Origin of the sequence: Achromobacter spanius, from assembly GCF_029637605.1 — a bacterium.
Classification (GTDB): domain Bacteria; phylum Pseudomonadota; class Gammaproteobacteria; order Burkholderiales; family Burkholderiaceae_B; genus Achromobacter; species Achromobacter spanius_E.
This window is the reverse complement of record NZ_CP121261.1, coordinates 32,400-51,092: the sequence shown is the minus strand read 5'-3', so window position 1 is coordinate 51,092 and position 18,693 is coordinate 32,400. Positions and strand designations below refer to the sequence as shown.

At 64.6% G+C, this 18,693-nt stretch carries 13 protein-coding genes; 4 read left to right on the top strand and 9 right to left on the bottom strand.

Translation table 11 applies throughout. The features are described from left to right. Positions 1-79: 79 nt before the first annotated feature. The 4 genes from P8T11_RS00210 to parE are packed head-to-tail and all read right to left on the bottom strand — an operon-like array spanning position 80 to position 6,307. Complete coding sequence (locus P8T11_RS00210; protein ID WP_268078860.1) at positions 80-1,303, bottom strand: DUF418 domain-containing protein; 1,224 nt, start codon at positions 1,301-1,303, stop codon at positions 80-82. 57 nt (positions 1,304-1,360) lie between these two features. Beyond that, positions 1,361-3,691 (bottom strand): DNA topoisomerase IV subunit A, encoded by a 2,331-nt coding sequence (gene parC, locus P8T11_RS00205; protein WP_268078861.1) that lies wholly within the window; start codon positions 3,689-3,691, stop codon positions 1,361-1,363. 46 nt (positions 3,692-3,737) lie between these two features. Next, positions 3,738-4,346, bottom strand: coding sequence for a YcxB family protein (locus P8T11_RS00200; protein WP_268078862.1), 609 nt, complete (start codon positions 4,344-4,346; stop codon positions 3,738-3,740). Then, a complete protein-coding gene (gene parE / locus P8T11_RS00195; RefSeq protein ID WP_268078863.1) occupies positions 4,346-6,307 on the bottom strand; it encodes a DNA topoisomerase IV subunit B in 1,962 nt (653 codons plus the stop codon). Before parE ends, P8T11_RS00200 begins: the two co-directional genes overlap by 1 nt. A gap of 327 nt (positions 6,308-6,634) precedes the next feature. Here parE and trxA point away from each other — a divergent pair, with 327 nt between their 5' ends. Together trxA and rho are read left to right on the top strand one after the other, a co-directional pair. Beyond that, positions 6,635-6,961, top strand: a complete 327-nt coding sequence (gene trxA, locus P8T11_RS00190; protein WP_006218534.1) for a thioredoxin TrxA — start codon at positions 6,635-6,637, stop codon at positions 6,959-6,961. 113 nt (positions 6,962-7,074) lie between these two features. Continuing rightward, a complete protein-coding gene (gene rho / locus P8T11_RS00185) occupies positions 7,075-8,334 on the top strand; it encodes a transcription termination factor Rho (RefSeq protein ID WP_006218533.1) in 1,260 nt (419 codons plus the stop codon). 80 nt (positions 8,335-8,414) lie between these two features. Here rho and P8T11_RS00180 read toward each other — a convergent pair whose 3' ends face one another. Beyond that, positions 8,415-12,074 (bottom strand): YhdP family protein, encoded by a 3,660-nt coding sequence (locus P8T11_RS00180; RefSeq protein WP_268078864.1) that lies wholly within the window; start codon positions 12,072-12,074, stop codon positions 8,415-8,417. Between the two features lie 150 nt (positions 12,075-12,224). Between P8T11_RS00180 and glnE the strand changes: the two genes are divergently transcribed. Next, on the top strand, positions 12,225-15,017 hold the full coding sequence (gene glnE / locus P8T11_RS00175) for a bifunctional [glutamate--ammonia ligase]-adenylyl-L-tyrosine phosphorylase/[glutamate--ammonia-ligase] adenylyltransferase (protein WP_268078865.1): 2,793 nt from the start codon (positions 12,225-12,227) through the stop codon (positions 15,015-15,017). A gap of 146 nt (positions 15,018-15,163) precedes the next feature. Then, positions 15,164-15,838: an epoxyqueuosine reductase QueH gene (locus P8T11_RS00170; protein ID WP_006218530.1), complete on the top strand. Its 675-nt coding sequence runs from the start codon at positions 15,164-15,166 to the stop codon at positions 15,836-15,838. Positions 15,839-15,890: 52 nt separating this feature from the next. Here the strand turns inward: P8T11_RS00170 and P8T11_RS00165 are convergent, their stop codons facing one another. The 4 genes from P8T11_RS00165 to mauD all read right to left on the bottom strand — a co-directional run bounded on the left by P8T11_RS00165 (position 15,891) and on the right by mauD (position 18,688). Then, positions 15,891-16,844 carry a helix-turn-helix domain-containing protein gene (locus tag P8T11_RS00165; RefSeq protein ID WP_268078866.1) on the bottom strand — a complete coding sequence of 318 codons (954 nt, stop codon included), beginning with the start codon at positions 16,842-16,844 and terminating at the stop codon, positions 15,891-15,893. A gap of 149 nt (positions 16,845-16,993) precedes the next feature. Continuing rightward, complete coding sequence (locus tag P8T11_RS00160) at positions 16,994-17,512, bottom strand: c-type cytochrome (protein ID WP_268078867.1); 519 nt, start codon at positions 17,510-17,512, stop codon at positions 16,994-16,996. Between the two features lie 20 nt (positions 17,513-17,532). Next, positions 17,533-18,066 carry a methylamine dehydrogenase light chain gene (locus tag P8T11_RS00155; RefSeq protein WP_100855044.1) on the bottom strand — a complete coding sequence of 178 codons (534 nt, stop codon included), beginning with the start codon at positions 18,064-18,066 and terminating at the stop codon, positions 17,533-17,535. Then, complete coding sequence (gene mauD / locus P8T11_RS00150; RefSeq protein WP_268078868.1) at positions 18,050-18,688, bottom strand: methylamine dehydrogenase accessory protein MauD; 639 nt, start codon at positions 18,686-18,688, stop codon at positions 18,050-18,052. The genes P8T11_RS00155 and mauD overlap by 17 nt, the downstream gene beginning before the upstream one ends. Positions 18,689-18,693 lie beyond the last annotated feature (5 nt).

The following is an 18,693-nucleotide window of genomic DNA, read 5'->3' as shown; positions in this document are numbered from 1 at the left end:
CGCCCCTGTGTGATCACCCTGTGCATGTGATCACGCGTGGCCTTGTTATCCGCGTGCGCTTGTTATCCACCTGCGCTTGCTATCCACCTGCGCTTGCCCGCCGCCAGGGCGGCAAGGCCCCGATGGTCAGCGCGCGCAGCAACCATTCCACCGGGCCGTAGGCATGGTGCCGCAACCACCATGCGGACCATGGCAACTGCGCCGCGAAAATCGCCACCGCGATGCCGACGGTCGCCAGGGGTGAGACCGATGCGAATAGGCGCAGGCCCCAGCCGGTGAACAGAAAGGCGCAGACGACGGACTGCATCAGGTAGTTGCTTAGCGCCATCCGCCCGGCGGGCGCCAGCCACCGCAACGCACGCCCAAGCGCCCGCGTGCGCCACGCCAGCAGGAACAGGGCCGCGTACGACATGCTGAGCAGCGGCGCCGTCAAGAGGTCGGCGGCCAGCCCGGGCAGTTCCCAGGCCGCGTCGACAAACGGCAGGGACGACGTCGCGTACAGCGCCGAGCCGGCCAGGCCGGGTAGCAAGCCCAGCGCACACAGCAACCACAACAAGCCCGGCCGCGCCCAGGGGTCCGCCAGCGCATTGCGCCGGCCCAGCGCGTAGCCGATCAGGAACATTGCAAAGACAAACGGGCCTTGCACGAACAAGACCATGAACCAGACGCTGGTGGTCAATTCATGGATGTGCTGCGCGACGGTGGAGCCGATGTCGCCGCGATAGGCCTCGATGGCCGCCAGCGCCTGCGCCTTGTATTGCGCCAGATAGCCCGGCTGCACGGGGTCCAGGAAGCTGAGCCAACCCAGCAGCGCCCACACCGACGCCGCCAGCACGATCAGCCACAGGGCCAAGTGCAATGCGCGTTGCGGCGCCACGGACTGGCATCCCAGCAAACCCAGCCCCAGCAGCGCATAGGTCACCAGGATGTCGCCCTGGTAGAACAACACGGCGTGTGCGGCCCCCAACACGGCCAGCCCGGCCAGGCGACGCAGGAATCGCGGCGCAAAGGCGGCTTGGCCGCGCTCGGCCGCCGCCATCTGCAAGGTGAAGCTATAGCCGAACAGAAACGAGAACAGCAGGTAGAACTTGGTCTCGAAGAGCCACGCGATAAGCCAGCGCACGCCCAGATCCACCGGACGCGAATAGACGGGGTCGGCAACACCCGCGCCATAGAACGGCGACGAGAAAACGCCGATATTCACGATCAGGATGCCAAAGAGCGCAAAACCGCGCAGCGCGTCCACATGCGCCAGGCGCCCGGATGACGGTTGCGCGAGCCCTGGATGCGTGTATGTGTCCATGACGTGGAAGCCTGTTGGCTAGAGGAACGAGGCACCGCCTCGCCCCTCGCGCCTGCCCTACCCCAGTACCGGCGACAGCACCGGCTGCTTGGGACGCACATCCAGTTGACGGCCCTTGCGCGCGCGCTTGCCCACATAGGGCGCCAAGGCGTCGCCCGCCAGGATGTCCTCGGTGAGCTTGTTGCGATAGATGCCTGTTGCGCGCAGGCCGCGTGCGCCGATCGGCACCGTTTGATCCAGCTTGTCGGACGCATCCAGGCCCATCAGGATGGTGCCGCGGCCGCCACCAGACAAGGACTTGCATTCGTCCAGGCCGAACACCAGGAACTTGCCCTTGGCGGACAGCAAGGCTAGCTGCGTGGCGCCCACGAACAGCGGTACCGGGCGCAGCATTTCATCGCCGGCTTCCAGCGTGATGAACTGCTTGCCCGCCCGTTGGCGGCTGATCATGTCGGACAGCTTGGCCGCAAAACCGTAGCCGCCGCGCGTGGCCAGCAGCCAGCGGGAATCCGGTGCCGCGGCGATGGTATGCACAATGCGCGTGCCCGATTCCAGATCGATCATGGTCGTGACCGGCTGGCCATCGCCCCGCGCGGACGGCAGCCCGCCGACCGGCACCGAATACACCCGGCCGTTGTCGCCCATGGCGATCAGCGTGTCGGTGGTGCGGCATTCGAAGGCGCCGTACAGGTCATCGCCCTGCTTGAAGGTGAACTGCGCGGCGTCGTGGCCATGGCCCTGCCGGGCGCGCAGCCAGCCCTTTTGCGAGACGATCACGGTGACCGGTTCGTCTAGCACCTTGGTTTCCAGCACAGCGCGTTCGGCCGTTTCGATCAACGTGCGGCGATCGTCGCCATATTGCTTGGCGTCGGCCTCGATTTCCTTGATCAGCAGGCGCTTGAGCGTCGTCGGATTGTCCAGCAGTTCCTGCAGCGAAATCTGATCCTTGCGCTTGTCGGCCAGTTCCTGCTCGATCTTGAAGCCTTCAAGACGGGCCAACTGGCGCAAGCGCATTTCCAGGATGTCTTCGGCCTGGCGCTCGGACAGCTTGAAACGTTCCATCAGCGCCGCGCGCGGCTCGTCGGATTCGCGGATGGTCTGGATGACTTCGTCCACGTTCAGGTAGACCAGCATGCGGCCTTCCAACACGTGGATCCGGTCGGTGACCTTATCCAGCCGGAAGCGCGTGCGGCGCACGACGGTATTGGTGCGGAACGCCACCCATTCGACCAGGATGTCGCGCAGGCCCTTCTGGCGCGGACGACCATCGGTGCCAATGCACACCAGGTTGATCGACGAGCTGCTTTCCATGCTGGTCTGGGCCAGCAGCGTGTTGACGAATTCGTCACGGTCCACACGCGAGGTCTTCGGTTCAAAGACCAGGCGCACGGCCGCGTCCTTGCCGGATTCATCGCGTACGGCGTCCAGCAGGTTCAGCATCACCGCCTTGGCCTGCGTTTGCTCGGGCGTCAGGCTTTTCTTGCCGGACTTGATCTTGGGGTTGGTGATTTCCTCGATCTCTTCCAGCACCTTCTGGCCCGAGGTGCCCGGCGGTAGTTCCGTGATCACCAGTTGCCATTGGCCGCGCGCCATTTCCTCGAACGTCCAACGCGCGCGCACCTTCAGCGAGCCACGGCCACCGCCGTAGATTTGCGCAATGTCGGCCGCGGGCGTGATGATCTGGCCGCCGCCGGCAAAGTCCGGCCCGGGAATCATGGCGTGCAGTTCGGCGTCCGGCAGTTGCGGCTGCTTGATCAGCGCCACGCAGGCTTGCGCCACTTCACGCAGGTTGTGCGACGGAATCTCGGTGGCCATGCCGACCGCGATGCCGGAAGCGCCGTTCAGCAGCATCACCGGCAAGCGCGCGGGCAGCATCTGCGGCTCTTCCTGGCTGCCGTCGTAGTTGGGCACGAAATCGACCGTGCCTTCGTCCAGCTCATCCAGCAGCAGCTTGGCGATGGGCGTCAGGCGCGCTTCGGTGTATCGCATGGCGGCGGCGTTGTCGCCGTCGCGCGAACCGAAGTTGCCCTGGCCATCGATCAGCGGATAGCGCAGCGAAAAGTCCTGCGCCATGCGGACCATGGCGTCATAGGCAGCCTGATCGCCGTGCGGGTGGTACTTACCCAGCACGTCGCCCACGACCCGCGCCGACTTCACCGGCTTGGCGCCGGCGGCCAGCCCCATCGCCTGCATGGCGAACAGGATGCGGCGTTGCACGGGCTTTTGCCCGTCGCCCACGTCGGGCAAGGCACGGCCGCGCACGACGGAGACCGCGTAGTCCAGATAGGCCTGTTCCGCGTAGCGCGACAGCGTGATGGCGGCATTGGCATCGCCATCGCCATCAGGCGGGGTGGGGTCGAACAGGCCGGGTTGATTGCTATCGGTCATGTTGTATTCAGGTAGACAATTTCATCGAAACGGCGTCAATGCGCCTTCACGCGGACGGGGCCAGTTGGGTGTCGGCGACGTGCGTGCGTATTTGCGCGCGCACCGCGGCCAGCGTGGCGGCGTCCTGGCCGCGCTTGGGAATGATCACGCCTTGCAAGGTGCCCAGAATGACGTACAGGTGCTGCGGGGTTTCCTCGACGCGCCGGATATCCGACCACTCCATGCGCCCGGAGGCCCGGGCGGTGGTGTCCAGAATGCCCTCGGGCCCGAAGTCCAGTTGATGCTGACCCAGGAACAGATCGTCGGGCTGCTTGTTCAGCATGCGGCGCGTGTTCATCCTGACCAGCGGCGGCAACGCGAACTCATAAGCCAGCGCCAACAGCACCAGAATGCCCAGGCCCACCGCCAGCCCCTCGAAATACACGGGCAGCATCTGCGACCAATTGGGCCCCTTGCCGTCCCAGGTCTGCCAGACCAGGTAGGCAAAGAGCGCCACGATCATCAGGACACCAAAGCGCAGGTGCGACCGGTAACGACGGCGCCGCAGTTCGGGGCGCCTGTACACATAGGCGGCGAACTCGGCGTAGTCGTCGGCCGTCATGTCGACGGTCATGCGGGCGGAGTCGGAGGCGGGGTCGGGCACGGTGGACGTCATCAGATATCCAGCTCGGCCAGGTTGCCCTTTTCCTCGATCCAGGCGCGGCGCTGTGAAGACTCGCCCTTGCCCATCAGCATGTCGAACATGCGGGTGGTGTCTTCGGGGGTCTGATCCCCGTAGCCCACGGGCAGCAGGCGGCGCGTGTCCGGATTCATGGTGGTTTCCCACAGCTGTTCCGGATTCATTTCGCCCAGGCCCTTGAAGCGGCTGACCGCCCAGGCGCCTTCGCGCACGCCTTCCTTGCGCAGCTTGTCCTGCGCGGCTTCAAGCTCGCCTTCGTCCAGGCAATAGATCTTCCTGGCCGGGCGCTTGCCTTGGGCGGGCACATCCAGGCGGAACAGCGGCGGCTTGGCCACGTACACGTTGCCGGCTTCGACCAGCTTGGGAAAGTGCTTGTAGAACAGGGTAAGCAGCAAGACCTGGATGTGCGAGCCGTCGACGTCCGCGTCAGACAGGATGCAGATGCGGCCGTAGCGCAGGCCGGACAGGTCAGGCGTGTCGTTCGGGCCGTGGGGGTCCACGCCGATGGCGACCGAGATGTCGTGGATTTCGTTGTTGGCAAAGAGCCGGTCACGGTCCACTTCCCAGGAATTCAGCACCTTGCCGCGCAGCGGCAGGATGGCCTGGAATTCCTTGTCGCGCCCCATCTTGGCGGAGCCGCCGGCGGAATCACCCTCGACCAGGAACACTTCGGTGCGGCTGGCGTCGCTGGATTCGCAATCGGTCAGCTTGCCCGGCAATACCGCCACGCCGGAACTCTTGCGCTTTTCAACCTTCTGGGCCGAGCGCTGACGCGCCTGCGCCTGGCGGATGGCCAGCTCAGCCAGCTTCTTGCCGTATTCAACGTTGCTGTGCAGCCAGAGGTCCAGCGCGCTCTTGGAAAATCCGCCCACCAGGCGCACGGCGTCGCGGCTGTTCAAGCGTTCCTTGATCTGGCCCTGGAACTGCGGGTCCAGCACCTTGGCGGACAAGACGAAACTGGCGCGAGCGAACACGTCTTCGGGCAGCAGCTTCACGCCCTTGGGCAACAGGCTGTGCAGTTCGGCAAAGCCCTTTACGGCGCCGAACAGGCCTTCGCGCAGGCCGGATTCATGCGTGCCGCCGGCCGGCGTCGGGATCAGATTCACGTAGGACTCGCGCACGGCGTTGCCGTCCTCGGTCCAGGCCACCACCCATTGGGCGCCCTCGCCTTCGGCGAAGTTCTCGTGGTCGGCCCCGGCGTACTGCTGGCCTTCGAAGAACGGCACCATGAGTTCGGCGCCGGTCAGCGCCTCGGCCAGGTAGCCGCGCAGGCCGTCCTCGTATTGCCAGGTCTTGGTGTCGCCGCTTTTTTCATTGACCAGCGTGACCTTCACGCCAGGCAGCAGCACGGCCTTGCTGCGCAAGAGGTGCGTCAGTTCGCCCAACGGGATGTTGGGGCTGTCGAAGTATTTGGCGTCGGGCCAGACGCGCACGCGGGTGCCGGACTTCTTGCGGCCGCCCTGGTCGTACGGGGCCAAGGGTTCGGCAACGTCGCCGCCCTTGAACACCAGGCGGTTGACCGCGCCGTCGCGCCAGACCACGACTTCAAGCCGGGTCGCCAGCGCATTGGTGACGGAAACGCCCACCCCGTGCAGGCCGCCCGAAAACGCATAGGCGCCGCCGCCCGCTTTATCGAACTTGCCGCCCGCATGCAGGCGGGTGAAGACCAATTCGACGACGGGCGCGCCTTCTTCGGGATGCAGGCCGACGGGAATGCCCCGGCCGTCATCCTCGACGGACACGCTGCCATCACTATGCAGCGTGACCTGGATCTGTTTGCCGTAGCCGGCCAAGGCCTCGTCTGCGGCGTTATCAATGACCTCCTGCACAACGTGCAGGGGGTTTTCGGTGCGGGTGTACATGCCCGGGCGCTGCCGCACGGGCTCCAGCCCCTTCAGGACGCGAATGGACGCCTCGGTGTAACGTGGAGTGGCCAAGTTATCCCCAACATCTGTGGAAAAAAACCGACATTTTACGGATAAGCCTAGATTCCGCGCGGCTCCCGGTGGGTTGCGCACGACCTGACCAGCTCCGAATTCGGTAGGATGATGACAGTCACAGCCAGCGCGTCAGGGCTTCACGGCCCGGATCACAACGACTGCGCCGCAACATCCTACACAAAACCAGCAAACCCTGTTGTTATTAACAGTGGTGTGCCTGTTGTTATCGACAGTGGTATGCTTTAATCCATTCCACATACAAGAACAACGGCAAGGCGCGTCCCTTTTTACGCGCCTTTTGCTGCCGAACCGAGAATCACCATCATGAGCGACCAAATCAAGAACGTCAGTGACGCAAGCTTCGATGCCGATGTGTTGAAATCCGGCCAGCCGGTGCTGGTGGACTACTGGGCTGCCTGGTGTGGCCCCTGCAAGATGATTGCCCCGATCCTGGAAGAAGTCGCCACCGAGTACGCAGGTCGCCTGACGATCGCGAAGCTGAACGTGGACGAAAACCAGGGTACCGCCACCAAGTACGGCATCCGCGGCATCCCCACCCTTATGCTCTTTAAAGACGGCCAAGCCGCCGCCACCAAAGTTGGCGCGCTGTCGAAGTCGCAACTCACCGCATTCCTGGACGGCGCGTTGTAAACTGCGTGCTGTGAAAGGCGCCGCCCCGGAGGCGGCGCTCATTCAATACCGCGCGAGCCCGTCCGTGGCGCGCCGCCAGAGCCCTCCTTTACTTTTCCCCCACATTCACCGCGATGCACCTCAATGAACTGAAGGCGCTGCATGTCTCGCAGCTGCTCGAAATGGCCGCTGGCCTGGAAATCGAGAACGCCAACCGCCTGCGCAAGCAGGAGCTGATGTTCGCCATCATGAAACGGCGCGCCAAGCAAGGCGAGCAGATCTTTGGCGACGGCGTCCTGGAAGTCCTGCCGGACGGCTTCGGTTTCCTGCGCTCGCCCGAGACCTCGTATCTGGCCAGCACGGACGACATCTACATCTCGCCCTCGCAGATCCGCCGTTTCAACCTGCACACCGGCGATTCCATCGAAGGTGAAGTGCGCACGCCGAAGGATGGCGAACGCTACTTTGCGCTGGTCAAGGTGGACAAGGTCAACGGCGTGGCGCCCGAAGCGATCAAGCATCGCATCATGTTCGAAAACCTGACGCCGCTGCACCCGAACCGGACGATGCGTCTGGAACGCGACATCAAGAGCGAAGAGAACCTGACGGGCCGTATCCTGGATGTGTTCGCCCCCATCGGCATGGGCCAGCGCGGCCTGATCGTCGCCAGCCCCAAGTCCGGCAAGACGGTGATGATGCAGCACATTGCGCATGCCATCACCACCAACTACCCCGACGCCGTCATGATTGTCCTGCTGGTGGACGAGCGCCCGGAAGAAGTGACCGAAATGCAGCGCACGGTGCGCGGTGAAGTGGTGGCGTCGACCTTCGACGAACCCGCCACCCGCCACGTGCAAGTGGCTGAAATGGTTATCGAAAAGGCCAAGCGCCTGGTCGAAATGAAGAAAGACGTCGTGATCCTGCTGGACTCGATCACCCGTCTGGCCCGCGCCTACAACACCGTGGTGCCGGCCTCCGGCAAGGTGCTGACCGGCGGTGTGGACGCCAACGCCCTGCAACGCCCCAAGCGCTTCTTCGGCGCGGCCCGCAACCTGGAAGAAGGCGGATCGCTGACCATCCTGGGCACGGCGCTGATCGAGACCGGCAGCCGCATGGACGAAGTCATCTACGAAGAATTCAAGGGCACGGGCAACTCCGAAGTCCACCTTGAGCGTCGCCTGGCTGAGAAACGCGTCTACCCGTCCATCAACCTGAACAAGTCGGGCACCCGCCGCGAAGAACTGCTGATTGCCCCCGACCTGCTGCAAAAGGTCTGGGTGCTGCGCAAGTTCATCCACGACATGGACGAAGTGCAATCCATGGAATTCATTCTGGACAAGATGCGCGCCACCAAGACCAATGCCGAATTCTTCGACATGATGAAGAAGAAGTAAGCTGGCTTCACGTCAAAAAACCGCCCTCGGGCGGTTTTTTTTTGGTGCGCCGCCAGCACATCGGCAGGCCCAAGCACCCGTCAGTGCTCGATGAATTCCGGTATGCGGCTGCGAACCGGAGCGTTGGCGGGGCGCGGCGTATGCTTGGGCGGCTCTTTGCCGGCGTCGGTGCCCGGGCCGGTGTCCACGCCCTTGCCAGGCGCCTCAATCGGCTCGATCTGCGGATCGTCCCAGTTACCCGTCACCGAATATTCCATGGTCATCGCGCGCGCCAATGGCTGTTTCAACAACCATTGCGTGACAAATGCGCCCAGGCCGATCAGCGGATTCACCGCCAGCGCCGTCACCATGGCCGCGCCGCTGGCGTCCAGGTTCGGAATCACCACGGCCTTCAAATCCCAGCGTTCACGGATCAGGTTGACCCCGCCCGCCAGGACGATGGTCGCCACCGGCCCATTGATCTTGTAGCCCTCGGTGGACACATTGCCCTCCGCCATCTTTACGTGGCCACGAATGGTGTCGAATGGAAAGCCATCGCGCAGCAGATTGGTCGGGTTGACGTCCAGCCGCGCCAGCCGTTGCAGAGATTGCAGGGACAGCAGTTCCAGCAGGCGTGCCGTGCGGGAATTTACGTGCATGAAGCGGCCCTTGTCCAAACTGACGGTGACCTCGCCGCCGATGTCCGCAATATTGTGGGTCCATGGCAGGTTGCGCCAAGTGGCCTGGCCCTGGGCCGTACCAGTGCCTCCAGACACCACCCCGTCGAAACCGATCCGCGTCATGAACTTGCCAAGATCCACGAAGCTGGCGTTCGCGTCCACGCTCAAGCCGCGATCCGGCCCTTCCAGGCGCCAGTTGCCTGTGGCGTTCAGCGTTGCCGCGTCGTTGGTGATGGTCAGCTTGTCCAGCCGCCATTGCCGGCCGCGTTCCAGGTTCGTTCCCACCACCTGTAGCTCGCCCACATTCTTGCCGTACAGAAGAAACTCCTTGGCCTGCAGGTCGATGGCGGGAATGTCCGACAGGTCATTGCCAGAGGCCAGGGCCTTGTCCGCCTCGTTGGTGTCGCCCTCTCCTCCAAACGACAGGTGCTTCATCCGGGCGGTAAGCTGGCCCGCGATCGCGCCAGAGGCCTCCTGCCATTCCAACGACCCCGCGGCCTGGCGTGATTGGATGTCGACACGCCATTGCGACGGACCCGGCCGCATCGCATACAGCGTCAGGTCGTTCAGGGTATAGCCGCTTGCGCGCAAGGAGCCGGTGGCAAGGCTGATGCGCTCGGGCTGCGGAAAGACGGGCTTGGTCGAGGCTTTCCGGGCCCCGCCCTTGCCCGCCGGCGCATCGAAGCCGTCCACCACGGTTTCCCAAGTATCAATATCCAGTTCAGGCAGGCTGGCGTTCAGGCTGAGCCCCCGATCCGGCAGGCTGGCCGGACGGCCAATGCCCAACGCGCCGCGATCGAAGTAGGATGCGCCACCGCTTGCGCCCCGCTCGAACAAGGCGTTTACGTCTTCGCCCAGGCTGGCCGTCAGCCAGCGCCGGCCTTTCGCGCCACGATCCTCGGCTGCGCCCCATTGCAGCTTCAACAAGCGCGCGGACGAGGCGTCCTTGCCTACCGGCGCGGGCATGTCGATCGCCATACCCGCCAAGTTGGATTCCATCGAAATATCGACCGACCCGCCCTTCTGGTAACCCAGCCGGCCCTTGTAGTCCGTCTTGCCGGAGAACCTTGACATGGACGGCGCATTGCTCAGTTGCGACAAACCAGCGCCCGTCAGCGCACCTTCGAAATGCAGGACGTCCGAATTTTGTGCCAATGCGCCGAAAATCTTCACCGGCCCGCCCAGGAACTGCGCGCGGATTTCCTTGGTGCGCACCCCTTTCTCCGAGAATTCCAGGTCGCCATGCAGGTCTCTGAGCAGCGGCATTTCCGGCATGAACGTGAAGCTGTTGTCCGCAAACAGGATGTGGCCCTGCACTTCGGTATCGTCGGTGTTCAACAGCGGCACTTTGAGCTTTAGCGGCACGCGCCAGTCGCCCGTGCCGCGCGCCTCATCCAGCGCGCCGTCCAGCAGCCCGCCTAACGGGGAATTGGCCGCCAAGGCAAGATAGGCCGAAACGGGGCCGGACGTTTCGCCATCTAGCAGTAGTTCGGCGCCGTCATCCATGTTTGGAATCGTGGCCGTCACCGCACCAAGACTGACCGTTTGCCCGGGCCCGGTCAGCGCGGTGGCCCCACCGGCGCTGTCCAGCGTCAGGCTTACCTTGTCGATGCGGAAATTGCCCGACAGGTTCTCCAGCATGGGCCACCCTTTGTGGCTCGGCCCCAGTGGTGCGTAATCGACCTTGGCGCCCGCATATTCGCCGGCAATGACGAATTCACCGGCGGCATCCGGCGCGGCGTAGGGGAAATCATCCAGGTCGCCCTTGAGCGTGACGGCGGCCGAACGCATTTCGCCCGCTGGCAACCCCACCGCCAGCCATTCGCGCGCGTCCGCATTCACCTCAAGCGGCAGATAACGATGGATGGCCGACATCGCGCCGCGCACCATCGTGCCGCGCATGTCGACGCTACCCGCCGCGGTCTTGCCTTCCGGCTTCCATTGCCCCTGTACGCGCACGTCCAGGTCGTCGTTCACGACATGCGCTTGCGCAACGTCTACAAACCAATGATCCGCGTCCGGCCCCTTGACCTGAGCATCCACGGACAGTTCGCGCGCGGCCAGGGTCGGTTCCTGGAACACGCCAGGCAGCGTTACGCGCAGATGCTGCACCGCCCCCTTGATCGACAAGTCGGCAGCGCCCGGGCTACGCGCCAGCGGCACCTCGTCTAGCTGAACGAAGTCGCCCGGCAGCCCCTGCACGCGAAATCGCGCCGACGCGCCTTGTACCGCCGGCCCGTCCTTGGACGCCGCCCAGTTCACGCCTCGCACGGCGACATCGGCCGTCAACACGGTGAACTTGCCACGATCCAGTTGCAGCCATGCCCGGCCGGCGATCCGTCCCGCAATCACAGGCGCCGGGACCCATGGCGCCCAGGACTGCGGCTCGACATCGTCCAGTTCCGTGTAGAGCTGGCCGCTCCAGTTTGCGGGGTTGGAGGCGTTGGCGGCGAACAGGCTGCGGTTGAATTCCCCGCGAACTTCCACGTTGCGAGCCAGGGCCTCGCCGGCCGACGCCCGCAGCACAAAGCGGTGCGACAGGCTGCCGTTGCGCATCAGGAAATCGACGCCAGTCAGGGGCAGCGGAGGGGCGCGGCGCAGGTCATCCTGCCAGATGATCGTGGCATCGTTGACCCGCAGTTCGCGCTGCCGCACCAACCATCGCAAGGCGGGGTGATCCAGATCGGACTGATGGTCGCTGGCGTTCAAGTCGATATTCTGCCCCGCCACCCACAGGTGGTTCGCGGCATCGCGCCGCAAGGTCAGCTCGGGCTTTTCGATCTGCAACCGCACCAGCCTTGGCGATAGCGTCAGCACGCTGCGCCAGGCCAGCACGGCGGAAACGGAAGGCAGGGACAACACAGGCGTTGCATCGTCGAGGTCGACGACCTGGACAGCAGTAAGATCCAACCGTGGGTTCAGGCCCTGCCAACTGGCCTGGATGCCGCCGATGGTGACGCGGGCGCCCAGGGCATCGCTGACGTACGCTTCTATCTGAGGACGCCATTCGCCCACGCGCGGCAGCACCCAATAGCGCACGCCCAGAAACCCCGCAGCCGCCACGCAATAAACGATCAACACGGCCCAAAATAGGCAGCGGAACACGCATCGCGCGCGCGGCGTGGGAGCTTTTTTTGAAACAGACACGGATCGGTGGGCAGGAGAATATGTCTTGCGGTATCGTCCCCACTTATACCTGAAACGCGCCCATTCGTCTGCCGCCACAACGCCATGTCAACGCCCTCTTTGCTTGCCCCCGCTCTTGCCTGGTCCGGTCACTTGCGCCGCCGCCTGGACGCCCATCCCGATCTGGCCACCTGGCTGGCGGAAGCCGTGCAGCAGCCCGTCACCGCCGCCCGGATGACCCAATGGCAAGCTGAATTGGCCGGCCCCGATGCACCGTCCACCCTGCCGCTGGACACCTGCCGGATGGTGCTGCGCAAATTGCGCGAGCGCGTGTTCAGCGTACTGATCGTGCGCGACCTGTCCGGCCAGGCCGACCTTGAAGAAGTGGTCGGCGCAATGACCACCTTGGCCGACATCGCGGTGGCGCAGGCATACCGCAGCGTGGCCGCCGAGCTGGCCGCGGTGCACGGCGTGCCGCGCGACCCCGCCACCGGCAAGCCGCAGGAAATGCTGATCGTCGGCATGGGCAAGCTGGGCGGCTGCGAGCTGAACGTGTCTTCCGACATCGACCTCATCATGCTGTATGGCGAAGAAGGCGAAACGGATGGCCCGCGCCGCATCAGCCACCACGAGTTCTACGGCCGGCTGACGCGGCGCATGATGCCGGTGATTTCGGAAGTGGATGCCAACGGCCAGGTCTTCCGCACCGACCTGCGGCTGCGCCCCGACGGCGACGCCGGCCCGCTCGCCTGGAGCCTGGACGCGCTTGAACACTACCTGATCGGCCAGGGCCGCGAATGGGAACGCTATGCCTGGCTGAAGGCTCGCCTGATGCCCGCGCAGGCGTTCGAAGGCAGCGATAGCAGCGCGCAAGCCCGCCAACTGGAGAGCCTGCGCGTGCCGTTTGTGTATCGCAAGTACTTCGACTTCGATGCGCTGGCCGCCTTGCGCGCGTTGCGCGAACGCATCCGTCAGGACTGGCAGCGTCGCGCCATGGCGCGCAACGGCATCGACAGCGCCAACAACATCAAGCTGGGCGACGGCGGCATCCGCGAAATCGAATTCGTGGTGCAGCTTGCCCAATTGATCCGCGGCGGCCGCATGCCCGCCCTGCAAAAGCGCGGCCTGCTGGAAGCCTTGCATGCCGAGCGCCTGGCGGGCCTGGTGCCCGAGGAAGACGCGCGCCGTCTCGAAGAGGCCTACCGCTACCTGCGCCGCACCGAACATGCCTTGCAGTATCGCGAAGACGAGCAAACCCACCTGCTGCCGGGCGACCCCGCCCAGCGCGCCGCACTGGCCGCCGCGCTGGGCATGAGCCCGGACGACTTTGAAAGCACGCTGGCCGCCCATCGCAAATTCGTGTCGCAGACCTTCCGCAACGTCTTCCGCATGGTCGGCATGGGCGACGCGGAAGACACCGGCACGTCCACCGACGGCGGCAACGACGCCGAAGAGCCTGGCAGCGATTGCGAGCTTGCCGAACAGATCCGGCAGGCCTTTGGCGACGAGGCCCAGGATTTGCTGCGGCGTACCGAAACGCTGCTGGGCAGCCATCGGGTGCGCAGCCTGCCCGAGAGCAGCCGCCGCCGCATGGAAGCCCTGCTGCCGGCCGCCTTGCGCGCGGCTCGACAGACCTCGGCGCCGCTGAATGCCGCCGTGCGCCTGTTTGACCTGATCGAAAAGATTGTCCAACGCAGCGCCTATCTGGCGCTGCTGGCCGAATACCCCGATACGCTGGCGCGCGTGGCGCGGATGGTGGCCGCCAGCCCCTGGGCCGCGCAGTACCTGACGCAGCATCCGCTGCTGCTGGACAGCCTGATCGACTGGCGCACGCTGTTCGAACCGCTGGACTTTGCGCAGATCGCGCGCCAACTCAGCGCCGACCTGGACGCTTGCCGCCTGCCTGATGGCGCCCCCGACGTCGAGCGGCAGATGAATCTGATGCGCGACGTGCAGCGGCAGGCCAGCTTCCAACTGCTGGCGCAGGATCTGGAAGGCGAGCTCACGGTGGAAAAGCTGGCGGACCAGTTGTCGGCGCTTGCCGACCTGCTGCTGACCGAAACCATCCACCGCGCCTGGCCGCTGGTGAACAAGGTGGACGGCGCCCCGCCGCGCTTTGCCGTCATCGCCTACGGCAAGCTGGGCGGCAAGGAACTGGGCTATGCGTCCGACCTGGACCTGGTGTTCCTGTTTGACGATCCGCGTGAAGATGCCGCCGAGGTCTACGCCAAACTTGGCCGCCGCATGACGTCCTGGCTGTCCACCATGACCTCGTCGGGCCGGCTGTACGAAGTGGATCTGCGGCTGCGGCCGGACGGCGACGCCGGCCTGCTGGCCGTTTCCGTCGAGGCCTTCGAGCAATATCAGCACAAGCACGCCTGGGCCTGGGAACATCAGGCGCTGACACGCGCCCGCCACGCTGCGGGAGATGCCCAGGTCGGCTCCCGCTTCGAGCAGATCCGCGAAGCGATTCTGGTGCAGCCCCGCGACCCCGCCGCGTTGCGGGACGAGGTCCTGGCCATGCGCGAAAAAATCAACGCCGGCCATCCCAACACCAGCCAGCAGTTTGATCTGAAGCATGACCGGGGCGGCATGGTCGACGTGGAATTCGTGACGCAGTACCTCGTGCTCTGCTACGCGGCCACGCACCCCGTGTTCGTGAAAAACCTGGGCAACATCACCTTGCTGCGGCTGGCGGGCGAAGCCGGCCTGATCGCCCCCGAACTGGCCGCGCGCGCCGCCGACGCCTACCGCACCTTGCGCCGCGTGCAGCACGAAATGCGCATGCAAGGCGTGGAAAAAGCGCGGGTGGGGCCGGAACAACTGGTGACCGAACGCGCGGCAGTGCGCGAACTCTGGGAGGCCGTGCTGGGAAGCGGCGCTACGGAGCAGGGCTAAGAGGCGGCGCTAAGAAGCAGAGCTAACCGGCGGACCAGGAAGCAGAGCTAGGCGCAGCGCTGGGGGCAGCGCTTGACGCCCGGCCCGGCGCTCCCCAACTCGCGGTAAAATAAGGAGTTTTCCGCCTTTTTGCCCGCACGCCAGCCATGTCCGAACTCGTCCGCCCCAAGCTTGACCTTCCCGCCGGCCGCAGCAAAGTGCTGATGCACTCGTGCTGCGCGCCCTGTTCCGGCGAGGTCATGGAAGCCATGACGGCTTCCGGCATCGACTACGCGATCTACTTCTACAACCCGAACATCCATCCGGTCAAAGAGTACGAGATCCGCAAGCAGGAAAACATCCGCTTCGCCGAACAGCACGGCATCGAATTCATCGACGCCGACTACGACATGGACAACTGGTTCGACCGCGTCAAGGGCATGGAAGACGCCCCCGAACGCGGCGAGCGCTGCACCGCCTGCTTTGACATGCGCTTTGAGCGCACCGCGCTGTACGCACACGAACACGGTTTTGACACCATCACCAGTTCGCTAGGCATCTCGCGCTGGAAAGACATGAACCAGATCAACGGCTGCGGCGAACGCGCGGCGGCCCGCTACGATGACCTGATCTACTGGACCTACAACTGGCGCAAAGGCGGCGGTTCGGCCCGCATGATCGAAATCAGCAAGCGCGAAAACTTCTACCAGCAGGAATACTGCGGCTGCGTGTATTCGCTGCGCGACACGAACCGCCACCGCCGCGCGCAAGGGCGCGACCGTATCCACATCGGCGTGAAGTTCTACGGCAAGGAAGACCTGATCAACGAAGAGCAGCTCTGATCACAGCGCTGCGTTTGCGTCCTTGACAGGCGGGACCGCAAAGCTTGGAGCCCTAGCGCTCCTGGCGCCGGTATTCGGATGGCGATGCCCCGAAGCGCTTGCGAAATGCATGGCTGAATCGCGCCGCGTCTGAAAACCCATAGCGGTAGGCGATATCGCCAATTTGCCGCGCCGCCTGCGCCGTATCGCGCAGCACGTCGCGGCAGCGCTCAAGCCGGGCGCCAAGAATGAAATCGGCTGGCGTGGTGGATGCCAGCGCGAACAAGTTGTACAGGTAGCGGCGCGACATCCGGAACGCCGCCGCGGCCGACGCCGGCGACAGGGCCGGGTCGTGCAGGTTTTCAAGAATATGCTGCTGCACGCGGCGCAACTGCGCCTGCTTCAAACCGGCCTGATCCTGCTCGGCCAACCCCCCGGCCCGTTCGCTGATATCCAGCCCCATCATCTGCAGCACGGCGTTGGCCGCGTCGCGCGCCGCGCTTTCCGACAAATGAGCATGTTCGCTCAAGGCCACGCGCAACAGGTCCATGGCCATGCGTCCGCACCCCTGCCGGGCGCTGAAGCTGCGCGCCACGGCGTTGTGCATATGGGGTTGCCAGGTTTCGGCATGCTTGCCCGGTACCTGCATCACCAGAAAATGCGCGCCATCATCTACATCAACTTCGTAGGGGCGCGTGGTGTCGTAAATGCTCCATTCCCCCGGCATCAGTAGGGCCGTGCGATTGGATTGGCGGATTTCGCTGCGGCCCGCCAGTTGCAGCGTGACCTTGTAGCCAGCTTCCTCGGACCTCCCTGCCAGCAGCTTGCTGCGGCGCACGCGCTGCGCGCTGCTGCGCAGTTCGCTGACGTGCATCCAGCCCAGTGCGTCCACCGCCACGCTATTACGAAAGCGCGCCGGTGACACCGCCGACACTTCCAAGGGCACGAAGGTGCTGCTGATGCTTTCCTGCCAACTGGCGCAGTCCAGGAAATGCCTGGGCGGACTGTGCAAAAGGGATGATGACATGGCGACTCCGGCGTCTCGAAACGGCGTGCCTTTTGTGCCTGGAACGGCAAGCCCCACGGCACAGCTACAGCGTTGAATGGGATGCTGCCTCTTTCTAGCACCGCGCTTGGGCAGGGAATATCCGTGACAACCCCTAAGCTCTTGCCGGACTAGGGTTTTCTGTCACTGCCGTAAGAATATGCAGACAAGGTGAAGCCCATGGACGACAGCTTGTTGGCCAGATCATGGCGCACCGGCACGACGTCGTCGTACCGGCGCGGGCGCGCCACCGCCACTTCGGCTTCGGTATAGGGCGCAAAATCGGCCGGCAATTGCGGGGCACTGAACTCCGTCAGCACCCAGTTCAGCACAGCCGCCAGCTCGGCATTGCTGAGCTGCGAATGGGCGGCGCCCGGCACGCGGATCAGGTATTCGCGGCCCGCGGGCAAATGCACGAACGCGCCCACCGACTGGCGAAAGTCTGGAATGCCATGCGGGTTGCTACCGCGGCCATCCACGCGATGGCATCCCGCGCATTGCAGCACGTAGTCGGCGCGCACGGCCTGCCGCAAGCGGTCTGACGTGGACGCATCGTCCGCCGCTACAGCCTGCCCCGCAACAAGCAGCAGGAGGGCAATCCCGGCCCCCCCGGCGCCCCCGGCAGCCCAGGGCCACCGACGTCCCGTCATTCGCCGTTTGCCGCCTGGCCTCATGGCTTGGCCGGCGCCTTGAGCTGGGGTTTGGCCAAGCCCACAATCACCGACGTCGTGCAGTGGAAGATCGACGATTCGTTGGACATGCACCAGTTCACGTCGTTGTGCAGGAACATCTGGTAGCCCGGACGTTCCCGTTCGGCTGCCGCGCACATGCACTTGCCGCACGCCGTTTTGCCGCAGCAGTCGTTGTAGCTGATGAGATAGTCCTTGCCGTCCAGGGGGTTGTGGCAAGTGCCCACCCACGATACTGCCGACGGCGAGGTGCCGGGCGGGCACGACGTCATGCTGCCGCCGCAGCACGAACACAAAAAGCCATCCACCGCGCAGTAGCGCCAGTAATCGCACGCCGTGTCGTCCATTTGCGGTTTCTTGCCGGCGGCGGGCGCCGACCGTGCCACCGGCAGCACCGGCACCAGAAAGGCCGTTCCGACCAACAGCTTGCCGATGCGGTTCAGCACGCTGCGACGCGACGTGGCGTGCGCAACCGAGCGCGTGGCGCGCTCTCCAAGTTTATCCAGCCAGTGCATTGCCGCTCTCCTTGCGGGAAATCCGGGTCTCGTCCAGCGTGCTTGCGGCCAGGAAGTCCTGCACCGACGCCACGCCCAGTTCCTTGGCCGTGAACAGGCTTTCCAACTGCTCGCGGGAATTGATCAGGCCCTTGGCGCGCAAGGTGCCCGTTTCGTCCAGCAGCACCGCATAGGGCAGCTTGCTGATCTGGAACTTCATGCCCAGCTCGGCCGACAGCACGTACGGAAACCGCTCCAAGCCGGCCTGCTTGTAGAACGCCAGATGTTCAGGCATCTCTCCGTCACTGGCCAGCACGATGCGCAACCACGCGCTTTCGGTGTTGGCGACCGACTTCAGGATAGGCAGCAGCTTTTTACACACAGGGCAGGTTGGCGACAGGAAAAACAGCAACTGGCTGTGCTGGCCGCGTTCACCGATCGTGATGCGGCGCCCAAGCAGATCAGGCAAGGCAAAGCGCGGCGCGGCCTCGCCCACGGCAGGGCCTTTGTCCATGGTGAGCGCGCCCATCGGCGCCACCCGCTCATACAACACGCCGATCTGCCGGGACAGCGCCAGGATGACCAGCACCAGGCACAGCACCACGCCCCACAGCAGAAAATTGGAAATGATCAAGGCATCCATATGAA